General features: G+C 47.8%; 23 protein-coding genes and 1 pseudogene. 16 read left to right on the forward strand and 8 right to left on the reverse strand.

Features of this window, described 5'->3' with window-relative positions; translation table 11 throughout:
- Nucleotide 1 precedes the first annotated feature (1 nt).
- Nucleotides 2–508, reverse strand: a complete 507-nt coding sequence (locus N2K84_RS00915; RefSeq protein ID WP_282589873.1) for an RNA polymerase sigma factor — start codon at nt 506–508, stop codon at nt 2–4.
- Between the two features lie 106 nt (nt 509–614).
- Here N2K84_RS00915 and N2K84_RS00920 point away from each other — a divergent pair, with 106 nt between their 5' ends.
- From N2K84_RS00920 to N2K84_RS00930, 3 genes are all read left to right on the forward strand, one after another.
- Nucleotides 615–1,538 (forward strand): DMT family transporter, encoded by a 924-nt coding sequence (locus N2K84_RS00920; protein WP_282589874.1) that lies wholly within the window; start codon nt 615–617, stop codon nt 1,536–1,538.
- Nucleotides 1,539–1,628: 90 nt separating this feature from the next.
- The gene (locus tag N2K84_RS00925; protein WP_282589875.1) at nt 1,629–2,222 is read left to right on the forward strand and encodes a hypothetical protein; all 594 of its coding nucleotides are present in this window, start codon (nt 1,629–1,631) and stop codon (nt 2,220–2,222) included.
- Between the two features lie 18 nt (nt 2,223–2,240).
- Nucleotides 2,241–3,656 (forward strand): flotillin family protein, encoded by a 1,416-nt coding sequence (locus tag N2K84_RS00930; RefSeq protein WP_282589876.1) that lies wholly within the window; start codon nt 2,241–2,243, stop codon nt 3,654–3,656.
- Between the two features lie 51 nt (nt 3,657–3,707).
- On the opposite strand, the gene N2K84_RS00935 is transcribed toward N2K84_RS00930, so the two are convergent.
- A complete protein-coding gene (locus N2K84_RS00935) occupies nt 3,708–4,136 on the reverse strand; it encodes an SRPBCC family protein (protein WP_282589877.1) in 429 nt (142 codons plus the stop codon).
- 223 nt (nt 4,137–4,359) lie between these two features.
- On the opposite strand from N2K84_RS00935, the gene N2K84_RS00940 reads away from it, so the two are divergent.
- The 9 genes from N2K84_RS00940 to N2K84_RS00980 all read left to right on the forward strand — a co-directional run bounded on the left by N2K84_RS00940 (nt 4,360) and on the right by N2K84_RS00980 (nt 12,302).
- Complete coding sequence (locus tag N2K84_RS00940) at nt 4,360–4,971, forward strand: TetR/AcrR family transcriptional regulator (protein ID WP_282589878.1); 612 nt, start codon at nt 4,360–4,362, stop codon at nt 4,969–4,971.
- Between the two features lie 10 nt (nt 4,972–4,981).
- Nucleotides 4,982–6,241: a TolC family protein gene (locus N2K84_RS00945; RefSeq protein ID WP_282589879.1), complete on the forward strand. Its 1,260-nt coding sequence runs from the start codon at nt 4,982–4,984 to the stop codon at nt 6,239–6,241.
- Nucleotides 6,242–6,259: 18 nt separating this feature from the next.
- On the forward strand, nt 6,260–7,138 hold the full coding sequence (locus tag N2K84_RS00950) for an HlyD family secretion protein (RefSeq protein ID WP_282589880.1): 879 nt from the start codon (nt 6,260–6,262) through the stop codon (nt 7,136–7,138).
- Between the two features lie 104 nt (nt 7,139–7,242).
- Complete coding sequence (locus N2K84_RS00955) at nt 7,243–8,151, forward strand: ABC transporter ATP-binding protein (protein ID WP_282589881.1); 909 nt, start codon at nt 7,243–7,245, stop codon at nt 8,149–8,151.
- Nucleotides 8,152–8,329: 178 nt separating this feature from the next.
- Nucleotides 8,330–9,076 (forward strand): ABC transporter ATP-binding protein, encoded by a 747-nt coding sequence (locus N2K84_RS00960; protein ID WP_282589882.1) that lies wholly within the window; start codon nt 8,330–8,332, stop codon nt 9,074–9,076.
- Nucleotides 9,077–9,136: 60 nt separating this feature from the next.
- Nucleotides 9,137–9,490 (forward strand): four helix bundle protein, encoded by a 354-nt coding sequence (locus N2K84_RS00965; protein WP_282589883.1) that lies wholly within the window; start codon nt 9,137–9,139, stop codon nt 9,488–9,490.
- Between the two features lie 65 nt (nt 9,491–9,555).
- A complete protein-coding gene (locus tag N2K84_RS00970; RefSeq protein ID WP_282589884.1) occupies nt 9,556–10,662 on the forward strand; it encodes an ABC transporter permease in 1,107 nt (368 codons plus the stop codon).
- 108 nt (nt 10,663–10,770) lie between these two features.
- Nucleotides 10,771–11,130, forward strand: a complete 360-nt coding sequence (locus N2K84_RS00975) for a four helix bundle protein (RefSeq protein WP_282589885.1) — start codon at nt 10,771–10,773, stop codon at nt 11,128–11,130.
- Nucleotides 11,131–11,183: 53 nt separating this feature from the next.
- The gene (locus N2K84_RS00980; RefSeq protein WP_282589886.1) at nt 11,184–12,302 is read left to right on the forward strand and encodes an ABC transporter permease; all 1,119 of its coding nucleotides are present in this window, start codon (nt 11,184–11,186) and stop codon (nt 12,300–12,302) included.
- Between the two features lie 88 nt (nt 12,303–12,390).
- Here the strand turns inward: N2K84_RS00980 and N2K84_RS00985 are convergent, their stop codons facing one another.
- The 3 genes from N2K84_RS00985 to N2K84_RS00995 all read right to left on the reverse strand — a co-directional run bounded on the left by N2K84_RS00985 (nt 12,391) and on the right by N2K84_RS00995 (nt 14,342).
- Nucleotides 12,391–12,936, reverse strand: coding sequence for a hypothetical protein (locus N2K84_RS00985; RefSeq protein WP_282589887.1), 546 nt, complete (start codon nt 12,934–12,936; stop codon nt 12,391–12,393).
- A 236-nt stretch (nt 12,937–13,172) separates the two neighbouring features.
- Nucleotides 13,173–13,613: an HU family DNA-binding protein gene (locus N2K84_RS00990; RefSeq protein ID WP_282589888.1), complete on the reverse strand. Its 441-nt coding sequence runs from the start codon at nt 13,611–13,613 to the stop codon at nt 13,173–13,175.
- A 216-nt stretch (nt 13,614–13,829) separates the two neighbouring features.
- On the reverse strand, nt 13,830–14,342 hold the full coding sequence (locus N2K84_RS00995; protein WP_282589889.1) for an aminoacyl-tRNA deacylase: 513 nt from the start codon (nt 14,340–14,342) through the stop codon (nt 13,830–13,832).
- Nucleotides 14,343–14,437: 95 nt separating this feature from the next.
- Between N2K84_RS00995 and N2K84_RS01000 the strand changes: the two genes are divergently transcribed.
- The 3 genes from N2K84_RS01000 to N2K84_RS01010 are packed head-to-tail and all read left to right on the forward strand — an operon-like array spanning nt 14,438 to nt 15,450.
- Nucleotides 14,438–14,566, forward strand: a complete 129-nt coding sequence (locus N2K84_RS01000; RefSeq protein WP_282589890.1) for a hypothetical protein — start codon at nt 14,438–14,440, stop codon at nt 14,564–14,566.
- Between the two features lie 19 nt (nt 14,567–14,585).
- Nucleotides 14,586–14,948 (forward strand): Mth938-like domain-containing protein, encoded by a 363-nt coding sequence (locus tag N2K84_RS01005; protein ID WP_282589891.1) that lies wholly within the window; start codon nt 14,586–14,588, stop codon nt 14,946–14,948.
- 49 nt (nt 14,949–14,997) lie between these two features.
- Nucleotides 14,998–15,450: a YbhB/YbcL family Raf kinase inhibitor-like protein gene (locus N2K84_RS01010; RefSeq protein WP_282589892.1), complete on the forward strand. Its 453-nt coding sequence runs from the start codon at nt 14,998–15,000 to the stop codon at nt 15,448–15,450.
- A 56-nt stretch (nt 15,451–15,506) separates the two neighbouring features.
- Here the strand turns inward: N2K84_RS01010 and N2K84_RS20500 are convergent.
- Nucleotides 15,507–17,935, reverse strand: a pseudogene (locus N2K84_RS20500) (DUF5916 domain-containing protein).
- Between the two features lie 170 nt (nt 17,936–18,105).
- Nucleotides 18,106–19,749: an ABC-F family ATP-binding cassette domain-containing protein gene (locus N2K84_RS01025; RefSeq protein ID WP_282589894.1), complete on the reverse strand. Its 1,644-nt coding sequence runs from the start codon at nt 19,747–19,749 to the stop codon at nt 18,106–18,108.
- Nucleotides 19,750–19,828: 79 nt separating this feature from the next.
- Between N2K84_RS01025 and N2K84_RS01030 the strand changes: the two genes are divergently transcribed.
- The gene (locus tag N2K84_RS01030; RefSeq protein ID WP_282589895.1) at nt 19,829–20,338 is read left to right on the forward strand and encodes a nitroreductase family protein; all 510 of its coding nucleotides are present in this window, start codon (nt 19,829–19,831) and stop codon (nt 20,336–20,338) included.
- Between the two features lie 147 nt (nt 20,339–20,485).
- On the opposite strand, the gene N2K84_RS01035 is transcribed toward N2K84_RS01030, so the two are convergent.
- Complete coding sequence (locus N2K84_RS01035) at nt 20,486–22,384, reverse strand: S9 family peptidase (protein ID WP_282589896.1); 1,899 nt, start codon at nt 22,382–22,384, stop codon at nt 20,486–20,488.
- Nucleotides 22,385–22,489 lie beyond the last annotated feature (105 nt).

Consider the following 22,489-nt stretch of genomic DNA (forward strand, 5'->3'; position numbering starts at 1 on the left):
TTTAAAGTTTACGTTCCAGTTTTTCTTTCAACAGATTGAGCGCCTTGTTCATGTGCTTTTCCACTCCCTTGTTGCTGATATTCAGGCTTTCGGCAATTTCGGTGTAAGTCATTTTGTCGATGCGGCTCATTAAAAAGACGGCCCTGGTTTTTTCGGGGATGCCAGCCAATGCCAATTGCACTTTTTTGTCAAACTCTTTCATCTCCATAATAAACTCGGGTGATTCCTGGTCGTGCTCCTGGTTGAGCGAGCTGGCAAAGTTGAAGCGGATGTTTTGTCGGCGGTGGTGCTTAAAGTACAGGTTTTTTGCCACCGTGAACAGAAAGGCCCGAACGGTAGTCTTTCTGTTCTTCCGCTGTTCTTCCCATAAGGTGACAAAAACATCCTGGGTGAGGTCTTCGGCAAGGGCAATGTCTCCTGACAGATAATACAAATAGTTTCGAATGTGTCCGTAATGTTCATCAAAAACATCTTTAAACCAGCCAACGTCTGTTTCTTCTTGCCTCATTCAGCCGAAATTTATTGAATATAATCCCTACAAATATAATTATCCTGTCCAGATTCCACTGCTTTTTTAAAAACGTTGATTGCGGAATTTATTGCACTTTTGTGCTATGAAACAAAAAGGGTTTTTCTCCGGTACGATTTTTTTGGCCATCGTGGCCTGCTTGCTTTGGTCGTCTGCATTTGTGGGTGTAAAAATTGGGTTGAAGTACCACACGCCTTTTCAGTTTGCCGGAGTGCGGTTTGTGATTTCCGGGCTGATGCTGATTGTCTATTTCAACAACATGCAGAATTATTGGAAGGAGGTAAGGCGAAACTGGCGATTTATTGCGCTGATTTCGGGTTTGCAAACTGTACTTCAGTATTCGTTGTTCTATTCGGGGATTAATTTGTTGCCAGCCTCCATTTCAGCCATGATCATTGGCTCGTCGCCGCTGTTTATTTCGGTGGTGTCGCATTTTAGTTTTCACAACGACAAGATGGATTGGCTGAAAAGTCTGAGCATTTTGTTGGGGGTGGCGGGTGTTGCCATCATCAGTTTGAGCCGGAGCGAATTGTCAACGGGGTTGCAGATCAGTTTGTTGGGTGTGGCTTTGCTGTTACTCAATAACTTGGTGAGTGGATTATCGAATGTGTTGGTGGCCAAAAAACCAAATACCATTTCGCCGGTGGTGCTAAGTTCTTCGTCGCTGCTATTTGGCGGGATTGGTTTACTGCTGATTTCGGTGCCGGTAGAAGGCTTTGGGCTGAGGGCTGTTTCAATCGAATATGTTGTGGCTCTGGCTTGGCTGAGTTTTTTGTCGGCTGCGGCCTTTGCCATTTGGTTTACCTTGTTGCACCGTCCGGGGGTGAAGGTTTCTGAATTAAATACCTGGAAGTTTTTAATCCCGGTTTCCGGGGCAGCCCTGAGCTGGATCATTTTACCAAACGAAAATCCCGACTGGGTTTCGGTGAGCGGCATGCTGGTGATCGCCTCGTCGCTGTTAATTATGAACTACTCCAACCGGAGGGCGATTGTCCGGAATGTAAAATGAAAGATGTTTTTTAATATAATTTGTATTTTGCGATTGAAAAAATAAAGTTAATTCGTACTTTTAACAGAAGTAAAACTATCAACTTTTGTTATGATCTTATCTATCTTACCTGAATGGCAAACACTCAACTTGCTTGAACAAATCTATTGGATCGTTACCTTGCCTTCTACCGTGTTTTTCCTTATTTTGCTGGTTACCACTATCATTGGTGCTGAAGTGGAGGCTGAGGTTGAAACGGGTATTGATACCTCCCTTGCCGATGGCGACAGCATTCCATTCCAGTTCCTTTCGTTAAAGAATATTGTGGCTTTTTTTGTCATGTTCGGCTGGTCAGGACTGGGTTTTTCCAGTATCGGGCTGGCTAATTGGCTCACGATCCTGCTGTCAGTATTGTGTGGCCTTTTGATGATGTTTGCTATGGCTTCATTGTTTTATTTTATGTCGAAACTGGCCGAAACGGGGACCTTGAAAATGAAAAATGCCATCGGCCGCTTGGGCGAAGTTTATCTGACCATCCCCAAAAAAAGGGCCGGTATGGGTAAAGTCCAGCTGACGGTGCAGGGATCGCTCCGGACCTTGGATGCCATTACCGATGACGAAGAACCAATCGTTACGTCGGCCATTATTCAGGTGGTTGATGTGATTGACGACCAAATCCTTTTGGTAAAAAGAAACTCCAACTAAAAATCAATATTAACTACTATGGACAATTACTTTGTTATCATGGTCAGCATTGCTGTCCTGTTCTTGTTTATCATTATTGTAGCGATGACAAAACGCTACAAACGTTGCCCTTCCGACCGCATTTTGGTGGTGTACGGGAAGGTCGGAAAGGGAATTAACAGCGAATCCCGTTCGGCGAAATGTATCCACGGGGGTGCCGCTTTTATTTGGCCAATCATTCATGCGTATGAATTTCTGGATCTGACTCCCATATCCATCGAAATTAACCTGCGGAGCGCGCTGAGTAAACAGAACATCCGGGTGGATGTGCCTTCACGCTTTACCGTCGGGATTTCTACCGAGCCAAGCATTATGAACAATGCTGCTGAACGTTTGCTGGGTCTCAGTCAGGAATCAATCAGTAACCTGGCCAAGGACATTATTTTTGGTCAGTTGCGTTTGGTGGTGGCCACCATGGAAATTGAAGAGATCAACAGTAACCGCGATAAATTTTTGGCGGCCGTTTCATCCAATGTGGAGGCCGAACTCAAAAAGATTGGCTTGAAGCTGATCAACGTGAACGTGACCGATATCAACGACGAGTCGGGCTATATTGAAGCGCTTGGTAAGGAAGCGGCGGCAAAAGCGATCAACGATGCCAAGAAAAGTGTCGCCGAAAAGAACCGCGACGGTGAAATCGGGCAGGCCGATGCGCATCAGGAACAGCGCGTGCAAGTAGCGGCTGCCGATGCGACTGCTGTTGAAGGTGAAAACGTGGCCCGTGTAACCATTGCCAACTCGGATGCAGAACGGCGCGAAAAGGAAGCCGAAGCGATGCGCAAAGCGGTGGCCGCCGAGAAAGTAAAACAGGCCAAAGCCCTTGAAGAAGCCTATGCCGCTGAAAGAGAGGCCGAGATGGTGCGTGCCGCTCGTGATAAGGCTACGCAAACCGCGAATATTGTGGTACCAGCCGAAATCGATAAACAGAAAGTTGAAATTGATGCTGAAGCGTTGGCCGAGCAAATTCGCCGTCATGCAAAAGGGGAGGCCGACGCTATTTATATGAAAATGGAAGCTCAGGCAAAAGGTATTTATGAAATTTTGAGTAAGCAGGCCGAAGGTTTCGACATGCTGGTGAAAGCCGCAGGCAATAACTCGAAAGATGCCGTGATGATGATGATTGCCGACAAATTACCCGAGTTGGTTAAAACACAGGTGGAAGCCATCAAAAATATTAAAATTGACAAGGTTACGGTTTGGGAAACCGGAAACGGGAAGGATGGTAAAACGTCAACAGCCAACTTTATGCAGGGTATGTTGGGCGCCATTCCGCCATTGGATGATATTTTTAAAACTGCGGGGATGGAATTGCCTGACTATTTAAAAGGGAAAACCGTTGCTCCGGAAAAGCCAATTGAATCTGACGAATCTCAGATAAAGAAAACAGATGCGTAATCTGTCCTACAGGATTTGAGTTTAAAAGGGTGGCCGCTTGGCTGCCCTTTTTCATGCTCGTTCAACCTCTGCCTTTAATTCCAACAGGCTTTTCTTCATGCCGTTGGCCAGCGCTTTTTGCATCAGTCCGGCCCCAAAACCTTCGACTGATTCCTCAACCACTACCAGGGTGCGGTTTCCTTCGGGATAAAAAGTCCAGTTGTGTACTGCCTTGAGCCAAAGCATCCTACCTGTCCAGCCAAATTCGAGAGGAGCAGCAGCTGTGTGAACATCAGATTTTATGGAAAAACCGTCGGCTTTCCAGTCGAAACTGGTGCCCGGGACTATCTTGCCGTGTAGCTTGGTTTTGCTGACCCCGCTTTGCCAATGTGCCCAATTGCGGATATCAGCGAGGATAGCATAAACCCGATCAGCCGGAGCATCAATCAGCAGCTCTTCCCGGTGCCAGGCTGGTGCATTTTTGTTGGTTTCAATTTTCATGATGTGCAGGTTTTCCTTCTGTTTAAACAAGTAAAATACCTTCAGGTTTACGGCATACAATTACTTCAAAGGAATACGAGCATGTGTATAGGCCAGAAAATCAGGCCTTATAATAAATCATTAACCGGATGGTTAAATGTTTTGGTCAAAATATTTGGAGTTTCTGATTTGGGAATATATTTTTGCCACGAATTTAACCATGTAGTTAAACCTTTTTGTCAAAATGAGTGCAAGGAAAGATAATACCGAAGAAAAAATCCTGGATGCAGCCACCACCGTGTTTGTACGAAAGGGTATGGACGGCGCGCGGATGCAGGAGATTGCCGACGAAGCCGGCATTAATAAAGCTTTGTTGCATTATTATTTCAGAAGCAAAGACAAGCTGTTTGATGCCATTTTCAGCAAAATCATTGGTTTTGCCTTCCCGAAAATCGGACAAATCCTCCAGTCGGATATGGATTTTACATCCAAAGTTGAACAAGCTATCGATACTTACATCGATTTGCTGCTGAAATATCCTTACCTGCCGGGTTTCATTTTGAAGGAAATCAATCGTGACCCTTCAGTCTTTTTCAAGTTGGTGATGAAGCATGGATTCAACATCAAACCCATCCTGCAAATCATTTCCGATGCGATGGATCGCGGCGAAATCGTTTGTATGAAACCGGAACACCTCGTGGTGAATGTAATCGGGCTGTGTGTCTTCCCGTTCGCAGCCAGGCCAGTGATCAGTTTTTTGGCTTTTAACGAAGACAAGGCTGCCACGCAAGCCTTTTTGGAAGAACGAAAACAAGAAGTAAAACAATTTGTCCTCAGGGCCATTGAACCCAAATAAAAAGAAAACAATGATCAGAAAACAAGTGCTGTTTTGGTTGCTGTTACCGGCTCAGCTGGTAATGGCGCAAGGGCCGGTAAGTTTGAACGATTGCCAGCAGTGGGCGCGCGAGCAACATCCGTTGCTGAAGCAGGAAGAACTTTACCGGCAGATGAGTGAAATGAAATTGAAAAACCTGGAGAACAACCACCTGCCTCAAATCAACCTGAACGCCCAAGCCACGTATCAGTCGGATGTTACCCAAATCGGCATTTCCATGCCGGGAATCGATTTTCCGGGAGTATCAAAAGATCAGTACAAAGCTTACCTGGATGTTCGCCAAAACATTTGGGACGGCGGCATTACAAAAGCGAACGAAATGCTCGAAAAAGCACAGGATGAAGCCAACCGGCAAGGCGTGGAAGTGGAGCTTTACCAGGTAAAGGAGCAGGTGAACAGTTTGTTTTTCACCAGTTTTTTTATCCAGCAAAACCTGGACATCCTGGCCAAAAAACAGGAAACGATCGAAACCCGCAGAAAGCAAGTGGAGTCGGGTGTAACGCACGGCGTGGTGCTGGCTTCAGACTTGGATTTGTTGCTGGCTGAACTGATTAAATTGAAGCAACAACAAACCGAACTGCAATCGGGCCGAGAAACAGTACTGGCTGCCCTGGCCATCCTGACCGGGAAGCAGCCTGCCGATCTGGACCAACTGGTGATTGAATCGCCGGATCTGATTCAGGGAAACGATCTCAACCGACCCGAACTGGACTTCTTTGACATGCAAACCGAGCTGCTTTCGGCTTCGTCGGATTTGCTGCAAAAGAAACGTAACCCCAAACTCTTCGGCTTTGGCCAGGCTGGTTACGGGCGTCCGGGGCTGAACATGCTGAACGATGATTTTGATACCTATTATTTGGTTGGCGTGGGGTTGAACTGGACGGTTTTCGACTGGAAAAATACCAAACGCGAACAGGAAGTGGTCCGCCTGCAGCAGGAGATGGTGCAAACACAACAGCAACAGTTTGAGCGAAACATCAACATAGCGCTCGACGGCGAATCCAGAAAGATCAGACAATTACAGGATATGCAGGAAAGCGACCGGGAGCTGATTGCCGTACAGGAACGCATCACCCAAAGTTCGGCAGCGAAGCTGGAAAACGGCGCCATCACTATGGCCGACTACCTGCAGGATTTGAACGCCGAGGTGGCCGCCCGGATTACGCTCGAAACCCGAAAAATACAGTTGGAAGCTGTCAAGATCAATTATCAAACTATCCAGGGAAAATAACTTTTAAACGCGATAAAAATGAAATTTCAATACGTATTGGCGCTGGCCTTTTTGGTGCTGTCAGCCTGTAAGGGAAATGAGGAAAAGTCGGATGCTTTTGGCAACTTCGAAACCGACGAAACCATTGTATCGGCTGAAATGGCTGGCAAACTGGTGAGTTTTCAGTCCGAAACCGGCGACCTGGTGGAAACAGGACAACTGCTGGGCATAGTGGACACTACCCAGATCAGCTTGCAGCTGAAACAGCTGGAAGCACAGCAACAAGCCGTAGCCGCTAAAAAAGTGAACGTGCGCGCCCAGGTGGAAGTGCTGAAAGAACAAATCCGGGCGCTGGAAACCAACCAGCAACGCGTTCATAAGCTGTTTGCCGAAAAAGCTGCCACCCAACAACAGGTGGACGATGTGGACGGGCAAATGCGCGTACTGGGAAAGCAGGTGGAAAGCCTGAACTCCCAGTTCGTATCCATCAGTAGTGAGTTGAATGTACTGTCGGCACAAATGAATGTAGTGAAAGACCAGCTTGCGAAGTGTTTTATCTACAGCCCCATGCAAGGCATTGTACTGGAAACGTATGTAGAGCAAGGAGAGCTGGCCGCCCCCGGAAAAGCGGTGGTCAAGCTGGGCGATCTTTCCGAACTCGACTTGCGAGTGTATGTTAGTGGCGCCCAGTTGCCCCACATCAAATTGGGACAGCAGGTAGAAGTGCTGATCGATCAAGACAAAACCGAAAACCAATCCTTGCAGGGAACGGTAAGTTGGATTTCGTCCGAAGCCGAATTCACGCCCAAAATCATTCAAACCAAAGAGGAACGGGTAAAGCTGGTGTACGCCGTGAAGGTGACCGTGAAAAACGATGGCCGCCTGAAAATAGGTATGCCGGGCGAAGTGAATTTTTAACCGTCGAAAGACAAACAAGCTTATGTTGGCAGCGGCTGGCAGCTAGCGACCAGTCACCAGCTGAAGGCTATACGAAATGTGAAACTTGAAATCTGTACCGTAACATGATCAACGTTGAAAACCTCTCGAAATCCTACAAGGATGTAAAAGCGCTGGACGACATCTCGTTTTCGGTGAACAAAGGCGAACTGTTCGGGCTGATCGGGCCCGACGGCGCCGGCAAAACCACGCTGATGCGCATCCTGATGACCCTGTTGGTACCCGACAGCGGCAAGGCCAAAATGGCTGGTCTGGATGTGATTTCGGAATATAAAAATATCAGGCAGCTGGTTGGCTACATGCCTGGACGTTTTTCGCTGTACCAGGACTTGAGTGTGGAAGAGAACCTGGAGTTTTTTGCCACCGTGTTCGGGACTACCGTTGCCGAAAATTACGAGCTGATTAAAGACATCTACGTGCAGATAGAGCCCTTCAAAACCCGGCTGGCCGGAAAGCTGTCGGGGGGGATGAAGCAGAAGCTGGCCCTCTCGTGCGCCCTTATCCACAAACCCGAAATTTTGGTGCTCGACGAGCCCACCACCGGCGTGGATGCCGTATCGCGCAAAGAATTTTGGGAGATGTTGAAACATTTGCAGCAGCAGGGCATCACCATCCTGGTTTCGACTCCCTACATGGACGAAGCCAGCCTGTGCGACCGCGTGGCACTCATGCAAAAGGGCCGCATTCTTTGCATCGATTCGCCGGCCCGCATTGTGGAAAACTACACGCGCACGCTCCTGGCTGTTCGCTCCAATGAGATGCACCGTCTGATCAGCGATCTGAGGGAATGTCCGCAGGTGGAAACGGCCTACGCTTTCGGTCAGTTTGTCCACGTCACCCCAAAAGAGGAGGACCTGGAAGCCGTGGAGCTGGAACGCTACCTGTTGGGCAAAAAGCATCAAAACCTGCAGGTATTCGAAACCAACCCGGGTATCGAGGATGTGTTTATGGGACTGATGGCAGGGAACGAGTAGTGAGTCGCGAGTAGTGAGAATTTGTCTTTAGCCCTGAAAGGGGGATAGAACAATCGCTCAGGGCAACGCCCCGGAAAAATAAGAGGAGATCGTGATTGGGCACATCTGGCAACGACTTGAAAAGGGAAAACCGTTCGTGTGCCGCATTCACGCAACATTATTAAAAGAGAAGCAAAAAATGAATCAAAATACTCCCGTTATAACCGTCAAAAATCTGGTCAAAAAGTTCGGCTCCTTCACAGCCAACGATCACCTGAATTTCGAAGTCTATAAGGGCGAAATCTTTGGGTTTCTCGGGGCTAATGGGGCCGGAAAAACTACAGCCATGCGCATTCTTTGCGGACTGTCGAGCCCAACGTCGGGAGAACTGACGGTGGGCGGGTTCGATGTGTACAGGCAAACCGAGCAGATCAAGCGCAATATTGGCTACATGAGCCAGAAGTTCTCGCTGTACGAGGATCTGACCATTGCCGAAAACATTCGCTTTTACGGTGGTATTTACGGCATCCCGGTGAAACAACGCAAGGAAAAAGAACACCTGCTGTTGAAAAAACTTCAGCTGGAGTCTGAGCGCAATAAGCTGATTGCCTCCCTGCCGCTGGGCTGGAAACAAAAGTTGGCCTTTTCCATTGCCCTGCTGCACGACCCGAAGATTGTCTTCCTCGACGAGCCCACCGGGGGAGTCGACCCGATTACCCGGCGCCAGTTTTGGGACTTCATCTACGAAGCGGCTGCCGAAGGAAAAACCATTTTCGTAACCACCCACTACATGGACGAGGCCGAATATTGCGACCGCGTTTCCATCATGGTGGATGGCCGAATTGCGGCCCTCGACACGCCCGATGCGCTGAAAAAGCAGTTTAATTCGGAAGACATGAACGGCGTCTTTCTCCAACTGGCCCGCCATGCCAGGAACGGTGACTAATAAGTAATGAGTCGTGAGTAGCGAGTCGTGAGTAATAAGGATATACCTAATAAGATCGATATGAATAATTTTAAAGAATTGAACGTGTGGCAAAAGGCAATCAAACTTGTAACTGCTGTTTATAAAAACACGCAATCATTTCCTAAGGAAGAAATTTATGGATTGAACTCGCAAATCAGACGCGCGGCTGTTTCCATTCCATCCAACATTGCAGAAGGCGCCGGAAGAAAAACTTTAGGGGATTTTAGTCATTTTCTGGATATTGCCCGTGGATCTTCATTTGAACTTGAAACACATTTGATTATTGGACTCAATCTCGGCTATCTTAAACAAACTGATTTTGATTCTTTGATTTCGGATTTAGATGAAATTCAACGAATGATAACAGGATTACAAAATTCATTAAACCACTGAATGCGATTGGCGGGATTCAACCGAACTACTCATGTCTCGCTACTCATTACTCAATACTCGTTGCTATGAAACGTTTCTTCGGATTTGTAAAAAAAGAATTCTTTCACATCTTCCGCGATGTGCGGACCATGATTATCCTGTTTGGCATTCCGATTGCCCAGCTGTTGCTGTTCGGGACGGTTATCACCAACGAAATCAAGGATGCGCACCTGGCCATCTACGACCAGTCGAAAGATGAAGTAACCCGCGAAATTACCGACAAGCTGCTGTCGTCGGGCTATTTTGTACTCAATAGTTACCTGGACAATGACGGCGACATTGAAGCCATCTTCAAAAAGGGAAAAGTAAAAGAAGTGCTGGTGTTCGGGCCCAACTTCGGGCAAACCCTGGAGCGAGAAGGCAAGGCCGACGTGCAAATTATTGCCGACGCATCCGACCCCAATGTGGGCAAACTGCTGGCAAGCTACACCACGGGCATCATCAACGACTACATCCTGAAAGAAATGGGCGAACTGAAAATGCCCATGCAGATCACCCCCGAGGTACGCATGTTTTACAACGAAGAACTGGAATCGGTGTACATGTTTGTGCCGGGCATCATGGCCATGATACTGATGCTCATTTCGGCCATGATGACCTCCATCTCCATTACCCGCGAAAAAGAGTTGGGCACCATGGAAATCCTGTTGGTGTCGCCCCTGCGACCGGTGCAGATCATCCTCGGAAAAGTGGCGCCGTACCTGATTCTCTCCGTAGTCAATGCCGTGATGATTTTGGGGATCGGCCACCTGGTTTTCGGCGTGCCCATTCACGGCAGTTGGGTGTTGCTCATGGCCGAAAGCATCCTGTTTATCCTGATGGCGCTCTGTTTGGGGATACTGATTTCCGCAGTGGCCAAAAACCAGATGGTGGCCATGTTCATTTCGCTGGTGGCGCTCATGCTGCCCACCATCTTGCTGTCGGGCTTCATGTTTCCGATCGAAAACATGCCCGTTCCGCTGCAAGTATTGTCGCATCTGATGCCGCCGCGCTGGTTCATCGTCATTCTGAAAAACATCATGCTGAAGGGCACCGGCTTCCTGTTCGTGTGGGAGGAAACGCTGATCCTGATCATCATGGCAGCCGTGTTTACCGCCATCGCTGTGAAGAAGTTTAAAACGAGGCTGGAGTAGCTTGAAGCTTCAAGTTGCAAGCTACAAGCTGCTGGCTGCAAGCCGCAAGTGATGAAACAAACAGTGAGCGTTAAATCAATATAAAAGTGTTAATCAGAACGAAACATCATGAAAGATTTTAAAAAATTAAAAGTTTGGCAAAAAGGAATTGATCTGGTTGTTGATATTTACAAAACATCAAAATCTTTTCCTAAAGAAGAACTTTACGGGCTAACCAGCCAAATAAGGCGCTGTGCTATTTCTGTCCCGTCGAACATTGCCGAAGGTTCCGGAAGAAACTCTGACAAGGATTTTCATCGTTTTCTGGATATTTCATTGGGCTCTTCATTTGAACTCGAAACACAACTGATTATCGCCAACAAATTGGAGTATCTGTCTGAAAACGAATTTGACGAATTGACAAAGAAAATTCAGGAAGAACAAAAAATGATTACAGGCCTTCAAAAAAGTATAAATATCAGTAAATAGTAACTAACTGCTCCAGGCTTGGCTTGTAGCTTGCAGCTTATAACTTGCAGCTTATGCGCACAATTAGATACATCCTTCAAAAAGAATTCATCCAGGTTTTCCGGAACAAAACCATGCTGCCCATGATTTTTGTGCTGCCGCTGATGCAGATGCTGGTGCTGGTTTTTGCGGCTACCTACGACCTGAAAAATGTCGATATTTATGTGGTTGACAATGATCTTTCGGAAACCTCGCGCGAGTTGACGGGGCGCTTCCAGGGATCGCCGTTCTTCCGGCTGCACGATGCCTCGTTCGACCTGGAGGATGCCGAAAATAGTTTCAAACGGGAAGAGGCCGATTTTGTGATGGTAATTCTGCAAGGATTCGAGCGTGCCTTGGTTCGTGAGGACGAAGCCAATGTGCAGTTGTTGATTAATGCCATCGATGGCAGCAAGGCCTCGCTTGTTTATTCCTATGCACAGGGAATTCTCTCGGGCTTTAACAAAGCGGTGATTGCCGAGTGGAAAGGCTTGCCCGAGTTTAACCCGCCCCGGCGCATCGATTCGAAACAAAGTTACTGGTATAATCCGGAGCTGGACTACAAATGGTACATGGCGCCGGGCATCCTGGCCATTTTGGTGACCATCATCGGCATGTTCCTCTCGGGCATGAACCTGGTACGCGAAAAGGAAATCGGTACCATCGAGCAGCTCAACGTAACGCCCATTAAAAAATACCAATTCATCCTGGGCAAGTTGCTGCCTTTTCTGGTGATTGCCCTTTTCGACCTGGCCTTTGGGCTGGTCATTGCCCGGCTCGTGTTCGACTTGCCCATCGTGGGAAGTTTGCCCTTGTTGTTTGGCTTTGCCGCCCTCTACCTGATCGGGGTGCTGGGTCTGGGGCTGTTCATCTCCACGGTTACCGAAACCCAGCAGCAGGTGATGTTCCTGACCTTCTTTTTTATGATGATTTTTGTACTGATGGGCGGCATCTTCACCCCGGTGGAAAGCATGCCCCGCTGGGCACAACTTCTCGACCGACTCAACCCGATCTACTATTTTATGCGCATCATGCGAATGGTGGTGCTGAAAGGTTCCGGCTTTTCCGATTTGATCGACGAGTTCGTTTCGCTCATCCTTATCGGATTGTCGTTTCTTAGCCTGGCCATTTGGCGCTACCGGAAAACCAACTAGCAACAGGATGTGAATGGTTGTGTGGCGTGAAAGCCCCTCCCCGTCGGTAATTACCGGCGGGGCAGTCTATTGGATTGTGTAGAGGGGATTAGTCCTTTATCATCAATTTAATATGTCCTTTTTTCTGATTTCCTGAATCGTTGGATTCTAAGGCCTCAATACGTATAATATTTTCAGGATTTAATCCGGATAATCTCGACCAGGTTACAGAATCCCATTGCTGGCTTTGTCCGTTTATTTCAATCAATCCAAAAAAATTATCATGAATCCAAAAATCTGTTTCTTTTAAAATCTGTTTCAGTCCAGCATTTATTGAATCTTTGCTGGTAATCAGAACAACTCCTTTGTAAATGGCCACTCCTTGGGCGTCAAACAGAGTATCCCCTTTAATAGACACTGATTCAATTTGGTCCGGAAAGTCCAAAATCGTCTTATGGTTTATCAATGTCATAGGAAATCCATCATAGATAATTAATGGCTCCAGTTGATTTATATGAGGACTGGGACCTATCCGGATTTCTTTTTCCTGGCTAAAACAGGTTAGGGAAATCAAGAAAATAAAGCAGAGTATTAATGAGCTTTTAATCATTGTGTTGTCATGACTTGAGTATGGGCTGAATTCCTTTTTTATCATAGCTTGTTGTTTTTGTTTTTCTCCCAATTGTCAAATACCTGAATCTTTACTTTTCTGTTTTTTGAGAATAGAATTGTTCTCCTTTATGATTAACTTCTTTCAACTCATTGTTTTTTCATGTAATGAGGCGTCTCAGTTTATTTCCCCTAAATTTATTTCTGTATGCTCGCTTATAAGAATAAACTTACTGCTCCGTTTCGGATGTATCATCAGAGTTGGTCCGGAATTATTTTCTATTACTTACCCGCAATTTTTGAAAAGGAGGCGGTTCGCAACAGTTTTTTGATGTGGTTTCCGGCCCGGAAGACCATATTGATTTTCCGGATGTTGGTTTCGTTTACGGCTTCGGGGGTGTCCGAACCATCGCACTGCACATGCAGCGAGAAAATGCCCAACCGGCCCAGTTCCACACTGTAGTTATCGAGCAATAATTTGGGGATCTCTTCGGTAAGCGCCGAGAGTGCTGCATGAAGGTCGGCCTGATGAAGGGTGCATTTTCCGGCAATGAGCGTGGCCAACTCGTCGAGCCCGATTTTTTTACGGTTCGAAATGCGCGGGTAATAGCGGTAAACACCACCATCTTTCTGTCCGGGTTGCCCCAGACGTGTCACGTTGTAGCGGATTGTCATATCGTTGGTTTTATGCGAAAATAAGTAATGGGCAATTTTCTTGTCCATTAGCAAGATATAATACATATGGATGTAATGCAAATTTGATGCGCATAAAACATTACTTTTATGCATACCAAAAATTATTTTAATGCGCGTTAAAAATATAGTTAACCAGCATCAAACGATTAAAAGATCAGGATATAATTTTCAGTCATGCCGATGAATTTCTTTTCCCATCCGGGCATCATTCGTGCCCGTACGGACATTTCGAAATAGAGCAGGCTAATAGTCCTCTTCCCATTTCTCTTTCGGGTCGTTTGGGAAGGTGACGGTTTTCCACGAAAACTTCAGGATGTTGGGCCTGGCCAGTCGCTTGTAATCGGCATATTTCATCCGTACCAGTTCGGTATGCGAACCCGCGTTGAAGGCAATTTCTTCGTTCCGGGTCAAAGCTTCGGCCACAAACACATCCATATTGAACAGTTTGCCAAAGGGCGGCATGGCTCCCGGTTGGCATCCCGGGAAAAGGCTCAGGAACTCGGCTTCGGTAGCCAGGCTTACATTCCGTGTTCCCAGCATTTCCTTCAGCAGGTCGAAATCAACCTGGTACGAAGCCGGTAACACCGCCATGGCCATCTTGCCGTTTACGAGGATCATCACGGTTTTGGCAAATTCCTTTCCGGCAACGTGGGCCGATGCGGCAATTTCCTGCGCGGTAAAAGCAACCGAATGTTTGATGGTTACATACTTCACGTGGTTTTGGTCAAGATAGTTTTTTAGTTTTTCGACTGGCATGGCTTTAGGTTTTTAAGTTTCAATGGCACTGTTAAAATAGCTCTCGTTATAAAGAGTTTCCGGTTCGTGTAAATGTTTACCAGCTCCTGCCGAAAATGTTTCAGAAAAAGGGCATGGAGAAATCCGGCGGTGCGGCGCACCGGAATGAATACGTCAACTTCCCGGAAAACCTGCCTGCCGGATGTCACCCTATTGCATCAATCTCGTATATCTTGTTTGGGTAACAAGATGGGGGGATGCGTTATGGAACCGATGATTGACAAAACACAGTTCGGGAATATTACCATTTCCGGCAAACGTTACGAGTACGATGTGGTGATCCGGCTCGACGGGCATGTGGAAAAGCGAAAAAAGAAACTATCGAAGGTGAAGTACGGAACTTCCCATAAAATATCGCTGGAAGAAGCCGAGTATATTTATCAGGAAGGGGCACAAGAGCTGATTATCGGCACCGGGCAGGTAGGGTATGTTCAACTTTCGGGCGAGGCAGAGGAGTATTTCAATGAGCACGAGTGTCCGGTAAAGTTGCTCCCAACGCCCCAGGCCGTCCGTGTTTGGAACGTTTTGGAAGGAAAAGTGATCGGCATGTTTCATGTTACCTGCTGAGGGGCGGTGTTACGGAAAAATACAAAGGCAAACGTAAAAAGTAAAAGTTATGGAAATTCATAGTTCAGCTTTTGACGAGGGAGCAACCATCCCCCAAAAATACACCTGCGACGGGCCGAATGTTTCGCCGCCTTTGCGTTGGTCAGGAATCCCGGGCGGGACGAAAACGCTTGCCCTGATTTGCGACGATCCGGATGCGCCGGTGGGTACCTGGGTGCACTGGGTAGTTTGGAATATACCGGCTGCCACAACGGAACTGGCCGAACATGTGCCTCCGGTGGAATTGATGGCTGGCGGGGCCATACAAGGAAAGAACGATTTCCGAAAGATTGGTTACGGAGGCCCTTGTCCACCGCACGGGAGCCATCGCTACTTTTTCAGCCTGTTTGCACTCAACACTGAGTTGCATCTGAAACCGGGCAGCACAAAGGCAGAACTGTTAAAAGCTATGGATGGGCATATCCTGGCCGAAGCTTTGCTGATGGGGCGGTACCAGCGATGAAGAAAATGTCAGAATGTTGAAAGAATTTCTATCCTTTCAATTTCTTCAATTCTCTTTCATCGTCCTTCTGCACCTTTCTTTTTCACCAGGTTGTTGTAATCGATGTAGTACAATACTTTTAGTGAAAGGCTGTTAGTTTGCGGGCTGTTCCAGGTGTTGCGCAGGTTTTGCCAGTAATCATTTTTCCAGGTTTCTTCTTCGCGGTAGATTGCGTTCTTCCAGGCAATCGAAAGTTCCGATCCGGGCGCAAAAATCCACCTGAAAACGAGATCAATATTAAAAGCGTTGTAGTTCTGGTCGGTACTGGTATAGTTGCCGGTGGGGGAGAGCGAACCGTTTTGTTCCAACAGGTAAGCCTGGCTGTTATCGGCTCCCGACCAATAGTGTCGCCCCCGGATATTCATCGTGGCTTTGTTACTGAATCCGTAAGAAAGTCCCACCACATTTTCGATAAAACGGGAATCGCGATTGACAAAAAAGATGGAATCTTCATCAGCTGTTTTATCGGCATAGGCCTGGTCGTTGTACTCGTTGTTAAAGCTGAAATTGTAGTAGCCCTGCAGGCGTTGGCCGATCCGTAGGTTGAAGCCCGCATCGCCCCAGTAGCTGTAATGATCGGTGTTGGGATGCTTGCCGGTCGCGGCGTACAGGTAGAAGTTCATCCGTTTCCGGCTATCGGAGTTCAAGTAGATGTTTCCGTAATAAAAGCTCGGCTGGCTGTAATACCGGTTTTTCACGCGGGTTTCGTCGTAATCATGTTTCCGGCCACCGTAGCCAATCTCTATATTGGCGCTGTAATTGTTCTTAAATCGGGCGTAAGCTTCCAGTTCCATTTCAGTGCCAAACACATCGTTTGGGGAGAACATTCGCACATATTCGATCCAGTAAACCGCATTCCATTCCCTGAAAATTCCGGTAGGCTCAATCATTTGGTAGAAGATGTACCCTTCGGTTGAAATTTCGTTGTTCCGGCGTAGAAATCCCAAATCGTTGGGGTTAAAGGTGTCTGAGATAATTTCCTGGGAGAAACCGAATTGCAGGTTGCCGCTGTTTTTTTCCAGCTCCAGTTCGGCACGGAAGCCGGTTTCTTTTTCCGATTCGCCCCGGCGACTGATCCCGCCGTTACCGCTTAGGGAATACTTTTTCGATTTGTCGCGAAACTGAAATTCGGTGGCTGTCACATTGGCTGAAAAAGGATGATCAACCATCGTAACATTTGAGTTGAGCAGGCTGATGTACGAGTTGTTTTTCAGCGATTTGTCCACCACCGAAACGTTGTAGTTGGTGAAGGGTTGGGTTTGTACTTTTCGTTTCTGATTGGTCAGGGTATCTTTCAGCGTAGCGTAGGCGGGCAGCGACATGGCGTTAAGCAGCCCCAGTCCCCAGCCGTCGCTTGACCGTCCCGAAACTTTGGAAGCATTGATCAGCCGTGTTTCAGTTGGGTCAAAATCAATTATTTCGTTGGGGCGAAGGGCTTCTTCTGCTTTTTCGGCAAACTTGGGCCTGGCGCCAATCCGGCGCGAGTAGAAAATTTCGCCCCTGTTAAACAGTTCAGTACCTTCGGTAAAAAACTGCCTTCTTTCGTCGTAATACAATTCGTAGGGGTCAGGTTCAGCTGCTTGTTGTCCGACTGCACCTGTCCGAAATCGGGAACCAGCATCATATCGAGCGTGAAGCTTTCGCTGATGCCGTATTTCAGGTCCATTCCGGCTTTGTAAATGAATTCGGGCGATGAAGCGCCGTCTTTAAATTCGAGGTACGTTGCGGCATAAGGGCTAAACGAAAGACGGACGGGCGGACTGATGTTTTTGAGGCCGGTTAGTTCCCCTTCCTGATGGATAAAACCATCGACTTTTCGGTCGATAAAATTCCACGAATTGTTGGAGTTATATCTTCGGATATTGCGGAACATGTTCAGTCCCCAGTTTTGTCCATTTTGTTCCGAAAAGCGAAGGGCTGAAAACGGGATACGCATTTCAATGATCCATCCCAGGCTGGAAATGCGGGTAGCGCTTTGCCATACCGCGTTCCAGTTGCTGTCTTCATAATCATAGCTGGTTTTCACTGCTTTCAGGTCGGTTTGCACGCCGGCCGGAGTAATGAAAAAACCGAAGGCCAGCTGTCCCTGGTTGTACGGGTCGAAGTAAATGCCAAAATAATCGGACATGCCAATGTTGTCGCGTTCCGAGAAATAGTTGAAGATGCTGTCGGGGGAGCTGTCGTAAAGCATTGCGCCCACGTAGATGGCTTTTTCATCATAAAACAGATGCACTTCCGAAGGTTGAAAGGCGGGTTTCCCGTTTTGGGGCTGAAGCTGCACAAAATCCCTGGCCGGTCCCGATTTCCGGTAAACCGGTTCATCCAGCCGCGCATCAAGGGTTAGCGGGGTTTCCAGATAAGTCGCTTTTACCTGTTTTTTTTCCTGTGCAGCCAGGATGGTGGATGCCAGAAATAGGGATAAAAATAGGAGGCCCTTCGGTTTCATGGATTTTTGGTTCGCTAACAACAATCTACGCAAGAGACCGGATCAGGTTTGCAGGTACCGTGAAAAACTCGTTTTCGGCAATGTGTCCGGTTTTATTCAAATCGATCGGATAGCTCGTATGGCTGGCACATCCGCGAAACAACCAAAAGGAATTCGAATACCGTTTGCGCTTATTTCCGGTTCTTTGCTTCCAGTTCGTTGAGGTGCTCCATCTTTTTGCGTTGAAGGAATTCGGTGATGCCTTCGAGGTGCTCTTTCACCCGTTTGTTGCCAAACTCATACACTTTTTCTACCAGTCCGTCCAGAAAATCGCGGTCGTGCGAAACCAGGATCAGCGTGCCGTCAAACTCCAGCAGCGCCTGTTTCAGGATGTCTTTGGTGCGCATGTCGAGGTGGTTGGTGGGCTCGTCGAGGATGAGCAGGTTCACCGGTTCGAGCAGCAGTTTGATCATGGCCAGCCGGGTGCGTTCGCCCCCCGAAAGCACGGCCACTTTTTTGTCCCAGTCTTCGCCGCCGAACATGAAGGCTCCCAGGATGTCCTTGATTTTGGTGCGAATGTCGCCCTTGGCCACATCGTCGATGGTTTGGAAAACGGTCAGTTTTTCGTCGAGCAGCGAGGCTTCGTTCTGGGCAAAGTAGCCGATCAGCGTATTATGGCCCAGCGAGAGTATGCCGCCGTGCTCAATTTCTTTCATGATGGCTTTCACCAGGGTTGATTTTCCTTCGCCGTTTTTGCCCACAAAAGCTACCTTTTCGCCACGCTGGATGGTGAAGGAGGCGCCGTCAAAAACCAGGTGGCCGTCATAACTTTTCGACACGCTTTCGGCAATCACCGGGTAGTTGCCCGAGCGTGGTGAGGGAGGAAACCGCAGGCGCAGGTGCGAAGTATCCACTTCGTCCACCTCCAGAATTTCCAGTTTGTCGAGCATTTTTACGCGCGACTGTACCTGCAATGTTTTCGAATAGGTGCCTTTGAAACGTTCGATAAATTCTTTGGTTTCGGCAATCATTTTTTGTTGTTCGTCATACGCTTTTTGCTGCTGCTCACGGCGCTCCTTGCGCAGTTCCAGGTATTTCGAGTAGTTCACCTTGTAGTCGTAAATGCGGCCCATTGTTACTTCGATGGTGCGGGTGGTGATGTTGTCCACAAAACGGCGGTCGTGCGAAATCACGATCACCGCTTTAGCCTGGTTGATCAGAAAATCTTCGAGCCACTGCACCGACTCGATGTCGAGGTGGTTGGTGGGCTCGTCGAGCAGGATGAGGTCGGGGTTTTGCAGCAGGATTTTGGCCAGCTCAATGCGCATGCGCCAGCCCCCGCTGAAGTCGGAGCAGGGGCGGTTAAAATCGCTGCGTTCGAAGCCAAGCCCCAGCAGGATTTTCTCCACTTCGGCATCGAAATTGATTTCGCCCTGGCTGTATAGTTTTTCGCTTAATTCCGAAACCTGTTCAATGATGGCGCTGTACGCGTCCGATTCGTAATCGGTGCGCACCGTCAGCTCATGGTTCAGTTCGTCCAGTCGGGTTTGCATGTTCAGCACATCGGCAAAAGCCTGCGAAGCTTCGTCGAACAGGCTTCGGTCGCTGTCGGCCATCAGGTGCTGGGGCAGGTAGGCAATCACGGCATCTTTGGGTGCCGAAATCTTCCCGTGGGTCGGGGTTTGTGCACCGGCCATAATTTTAAGTAAAGTTGATTTGCCGGCGCCGTTTTTCCCCATCAACGCGATGCGGTCTTTCTCGTTCACCACAAAATTGATATCCTTGAAAAGCGTACTCCCGCCAAATTCCACAGCCAGACCGTCCACTGAAATCATTGTCGTTTCTTTTTAAAAATGAGGCGGCAAAGATAATGAAACGGCTCCTTTCCGTTACCTTTACAAAAAAAATCAGCGTATGAACCTGTTAGAATTAACCCAAAAGCGACATTCTGTCCGTTCATTTTCTGGTCAACCGGTTGAATCGGAGAAGCTTGCCTATATTCTGGAGTGTGCCCGCCATGCACCTTCGGCAGTAAATTATCAACCCTGGAAGTTTTATGTGATTACCAAACCTGAAGCGAAGGAGAAGCTCCAACAGATTTATCCGCGTAAATGGTTCGAAACGGCGCCCATGTACCTGTTAGCCTGCGGCGATTCCAGCCAGTCGTGGAAACGGAGCTTCGACGGGAAAGACCACCTGGACATTGATGTGGCCATTGCCGTGGAACACATTTGCCTGGCGGCTGCCGAACAAGGATTGGGATCGTGCTGGGTGTGTCATTTCGATACCGATCTTTGCCAAAAGGAGTTCGGCCTTCCACATGAGATGGTTCCGGTTGCAATCATTCCGCTGGGCTATCCGGCTAAAGAAACGACTCGCCAAACCGACCGAAAAGCTTTATCTGAAATCATGGAAGTCTGGTAGTCTTTCAGTGGAGGTAAAAAAAGACCGTGTGAAAATAGCAACGTCATCCTGAATTAATTTCAGGATCTGTTGCAAATCGAAAGAGATCCCGAAACGAGTTCGGGATGACTCCCGTACGTAAATTTTTCACACGGCCTCTTTTCTGTTTTATTCGGTTGCCGGTGTTTCTTCCGGGATTTCTTTCAGGTACTTGTTCAGGAATTTCAGGATATCGCCGTATCCTTTAATCTCGTTTTCTTTTTTGATGAATCCGTGGCCTTCATCGGGGAACACGACATATTCCACCGGGACATTGTTGTTTTTCACCGCGGCCACAATCTCATCCGATTCCACTTGTAAAACACGGGGATCGTTTGCTCCCTGAAGCACCATCACCGGGTTCTTCACCTCGTGGGCATGGAACAAAGGCGAAATGTTGTACAGTCTAACCGAGTCTTCGGTAAACGGGTCGCCAAGTTCGGTGTACAGAGCTTTGCGGAACGATTCCCAATAGGGAGGGATTGACTTGAGTGTCCGCAGCCAGTTGGTTACTCCAAAAATATTGACTCCAACCTTAAATTCATCCGGGGTAAAGGTCATGGCGGCCATCGTCATGTAACCTCCGTAGCTTCCGCCAATGATGCCGATTTTTTCTGTGTCAATGTAATCCTGTTCCTGGAGCCATTTCTTTCCCCAAATACAGTCTTTCAGGTCTTTATCGCCGTGGTTGCGGTCGTCCATTTTGTAGAAGGTTTTTCCGTAGCCGCTGCTGCCCCGGTTGTTTACTGCCAGTACGGCATAACCATGATTGACCAGGTATTGCAGTAAGGCAAAGTAACCCACGCGCGATTGTCCGCCGGGACCGCCGTGTACCCATACCAGCGCCGGAACTTTGTTTTTGGGTGAAGCGGTCAACGGTTTGTAATAAATGGCCGGGATTTCGAGTCCGTCAAACGATGGGTAGCGCACCACCTCGGCCGAAACCAAATCTTCCGGATTGATTTCCGGGTTGAGGCTCGAAGTGAGCTTTTTGAGTTCGGCAGTTTGCAGATCGTACACATAAATATCGTTAGGCGCTTTTGAGGTGCCAATGGTCAGACGGATCAGTTTTTCGCTGTCCGAAATGCTTACGCCAACAATATCGCCATCCGGTATTTGCGGGAAGTTGACAGCTTCGCCGGTGTCGTTGTTCCTGACGATCAGGTTGTTTTTACCGTCTTCGTTGATGGCAATCACCCGGTATTTGTCGTTTTCACTCAAATAGCTGTACATCACGTCCCAGTTAGTTTCGAAAAGCACTTGCTTTTGGCCTGTGGCCATTTCGTATTGTACCAGGTAGGCAAACTCTTTTCCGGCATCGGTGATGTAGTAGAAATAGGTATCGTCCTTGCTGAAACCCGAACTTTGGTAATTGCCCGGGCCATCAGTAATTTCGGTCATTTGCTTGCTTGCCAGATCATACAGGTACAGGTGGTTTTCACTGGTGGTTTCTGTTTTGGTGAGGGCCAGTGTTTTTTCATCGTGCGACAGGCCCGAAACGTCCATGCCTTTATCGTTTTGGTAAATCATTTCGGCTTTCCAATCGGCAACGGGCATTTTGTATAAGTCGAAAAATTTCGGGTCGCGTTTGTTCGAGATGTAAAACATGGCGGTTTTATCGTCGTTCCAACCGCCAAAACCGGCTTTTTCGTTTTCGTCCGGGGTTAGGTCAACCGTAGTTCCATCCGGATGCAACAAGTAGATGTGGTTGATTTCGTTCCCTCCTTTATCTGCCGAATACAGCAACTGATCGGTGCCGGGCACATAGTCAATCGCGAAGAAGGTTTCTTTATCCGAAAAGGTGACTTGCTTTTTGCTGCCATCCGCAATGCTGATTTCATACAGGTTGAATATTCCGGTTTCGTCGCTGCTGACCAATAAGCGGGTTTCGTCGGGCGAAAAAGCTCCGCCTGAATAGCGGGTGTTTTGGTAGAACTGTTCGATGGAATACTGTTGGGGGGCCTTTTGTTCAACCTGGGAGCAGGCTCCCGAAATTGCAAGAATTGCAAGGAAAAGAGATTTTCTCATGGCAAATTAATTTATGAAGATTAATAAAGTTGTTCGATCTGATTATTCTCATGGTTAAGCTTTCAGTTGAGTTTAAAAGCCAAAGAAATGTTGAATGTTTTTTCA

This window comes from Gaoshiqia sediminis, assembly GCF_025907915.1.
Taxonomy (GTDB): Bacteria; Bacteroidota; Bacteroidia; order Bacteroidales; family Prolixibacteraceae; genus Gaoshiqia; species Gaoshiqia sediminis.

What these genes read in the sequence shown, in the direction of transcription:
- N2K84_RS00915 (WP_282589873.1), bottom strand. Translation starts at nt 508, where the DNA reads ATGAGGCAAGAAGAAACAGACGTTGGCTGGTTTAAAGATGTTTTTGAT.
- N2K84_RS00920 (WP_282589874.1), top strand. Translation starts at nt 615, where the DNA reads ATGAAACAAAAAGGGTTTTTCTCCGGTACGATTTTTTTGGCCATCGTG.
- N2K84_RS00925 (WP_282589875.1), top strand. Translation starts at nt 1,629, where the DNA reads ATGATCTTATCTATCTTACCTGAATGGCAAACACTCAACTTGCTTGAA.
- N2K84_RS00930 (WP_282589876.1), top strand. Translation starts at nt 2,241, where the DNA reads ATGGACAATTACTTTGTTATCATGGTCAGCATTGCTGTCCTGTTCTTG.
- N2K84_RS00935 (WP_282589877.1), bottom strand. Translation starts at nt 4,136, where the DNA reads ATGAAAATTGAAACCAACAAAAATGCACCAGCCTGGCACCGGGAAGAG.
- N2K84_RS00940 (WP_282589878.1), top strand. Translation starts at nt 4,360, where the DNA reads ATGAGTGCAAGGAAAGATAATACCGAAGAAAAAATCCTGGATGCAGCC.
- N2K84_RS00945 (WP_282589879.1), top strand. Translation starts at nt 4,982, where the DNA reads ATGATCAGAAAACAAGTGCTGTTTTGGTTGCTGTTACCGGCTCAGCTG.
- N2K84_RS00950 (WP_282589880.1), top strand. Translation starts at nt 6,260, where the DNA reads ATGAAATTTCAATACGTATTGGCGCTGGCCTTTTTGGTGCTGTCAGCC.
- N2K84_RS00955 (WP_282589881.1), top strand. Translation starts at nt 7,243, where the DNA reads ATGATCAACGTTGAAAACCTCTCGAAATCCTACAAGGATGTAAAAGCG.
- N2K84_RS00960 (WP_282589882.1), top strand. Translation starts at nt 8,330, where the DNA reads ATGAATCAAAATACTCCCGTTATAACCGTCAAAAATCTGGTCAAAAAG.
- N2K84_RS00965 (WP_282589883.1), top strand. Translation starts at nt 9,137, where the DNA reads ATGAATAATTTTAAAGAATTGAACGTGTGGCAAAAGGCAATCAAACTT.
- N2K84_RS00970 (WP_282589884.1), top strand. Translation starts at nt 9,556, where the DNA reads ATGAAACGTTTCTTCGGATTTGTAAAAAAAGAATTCTTTCACATCTTC.
- N2K84_RS00975 (WP_282589885.1), top strand. Translation starts at nt 10,771, where the DNA reads ATGAAAGATTTTAAAAAATTAAAAGTTTGGCAAAAAGGAATTGATCTG.
- N2K84_RS00980 (WP_282589886.1), top strand. Translation starts at nt 11,184, where the DNA reads ATGCGCACAATTAGATACATCCTTCAAAAAGAATTCATCCAGGTTTTC.
- N2K84_RS00985 (WP_282589887.1), bottom strand. Translation starts at nt 12,936, where the DNA reads ATGATAAAAAAGGAATTCAGCCCATACTCAAGTCATGACAACACAATG.
- N2K84_RS00990 (WP_282589888.1), bottom strand. Translation starts at nt 13,613, where the DNA reads ATGGACAAGAAAATTGCCCATTACTTATTTTCGCATAAAACCAACGAT.
- N2K84_RS00995 (WP_282589889.1), bottom strand. Translation starts at nt 14,342, where the DNA reads ATGCCAGTCGAAAAACTAAAAAACTATCTTGACCAAAACCACGTGAAG.
- N2K84_RS01000 (WP_282589890.1), top strand. Translation starts at nt 14,438, where the DNA reads ATGTTTCAGAAAAAGGGCATGGAGAAATCCGGCGGTGCGGCGCACCGG.
- N2K84_RS01005 (WP_282589891.1), top strand. Translation starts at nt 14,586, where the DNA reads ATGGAACCGATGATTGACAAAACACAGTTCGGGAATATTACCATTTCC.
- N2K84_RS01010 (WP_282589892.1), top strand. Translation starts at nt 14,998, where the DNA reads ATGGAAATTCATAGTTCAGCTTTTGACGAGGGAGCAACCATCCCCCAA.
- N2K84_RS01025 (WP_282589894.1), bottom strand. Translation starts at nt 19,749, where the DNA reads ATGATTTCAGTGGACGGTCTGGCTGTGGAATTTGGCGGGAGTACGCTT.
- N2K84_RS01030 (WP_282589895.1), top strand. Translation starts at nt 19,829, where the DNA reads ATGAACCTGTTAGAATTAACCCAAAAGCGACATTCTGTCCGTTCATTT.
- N2K84_RS01035 (WP_282589896.1), bottom strand. Translation starts at nt 22,384, where the DNA reads ATGAGAAAATCTCTTTTCCTTGCAATTCTTGCAATTTCGGGAGCCTGC.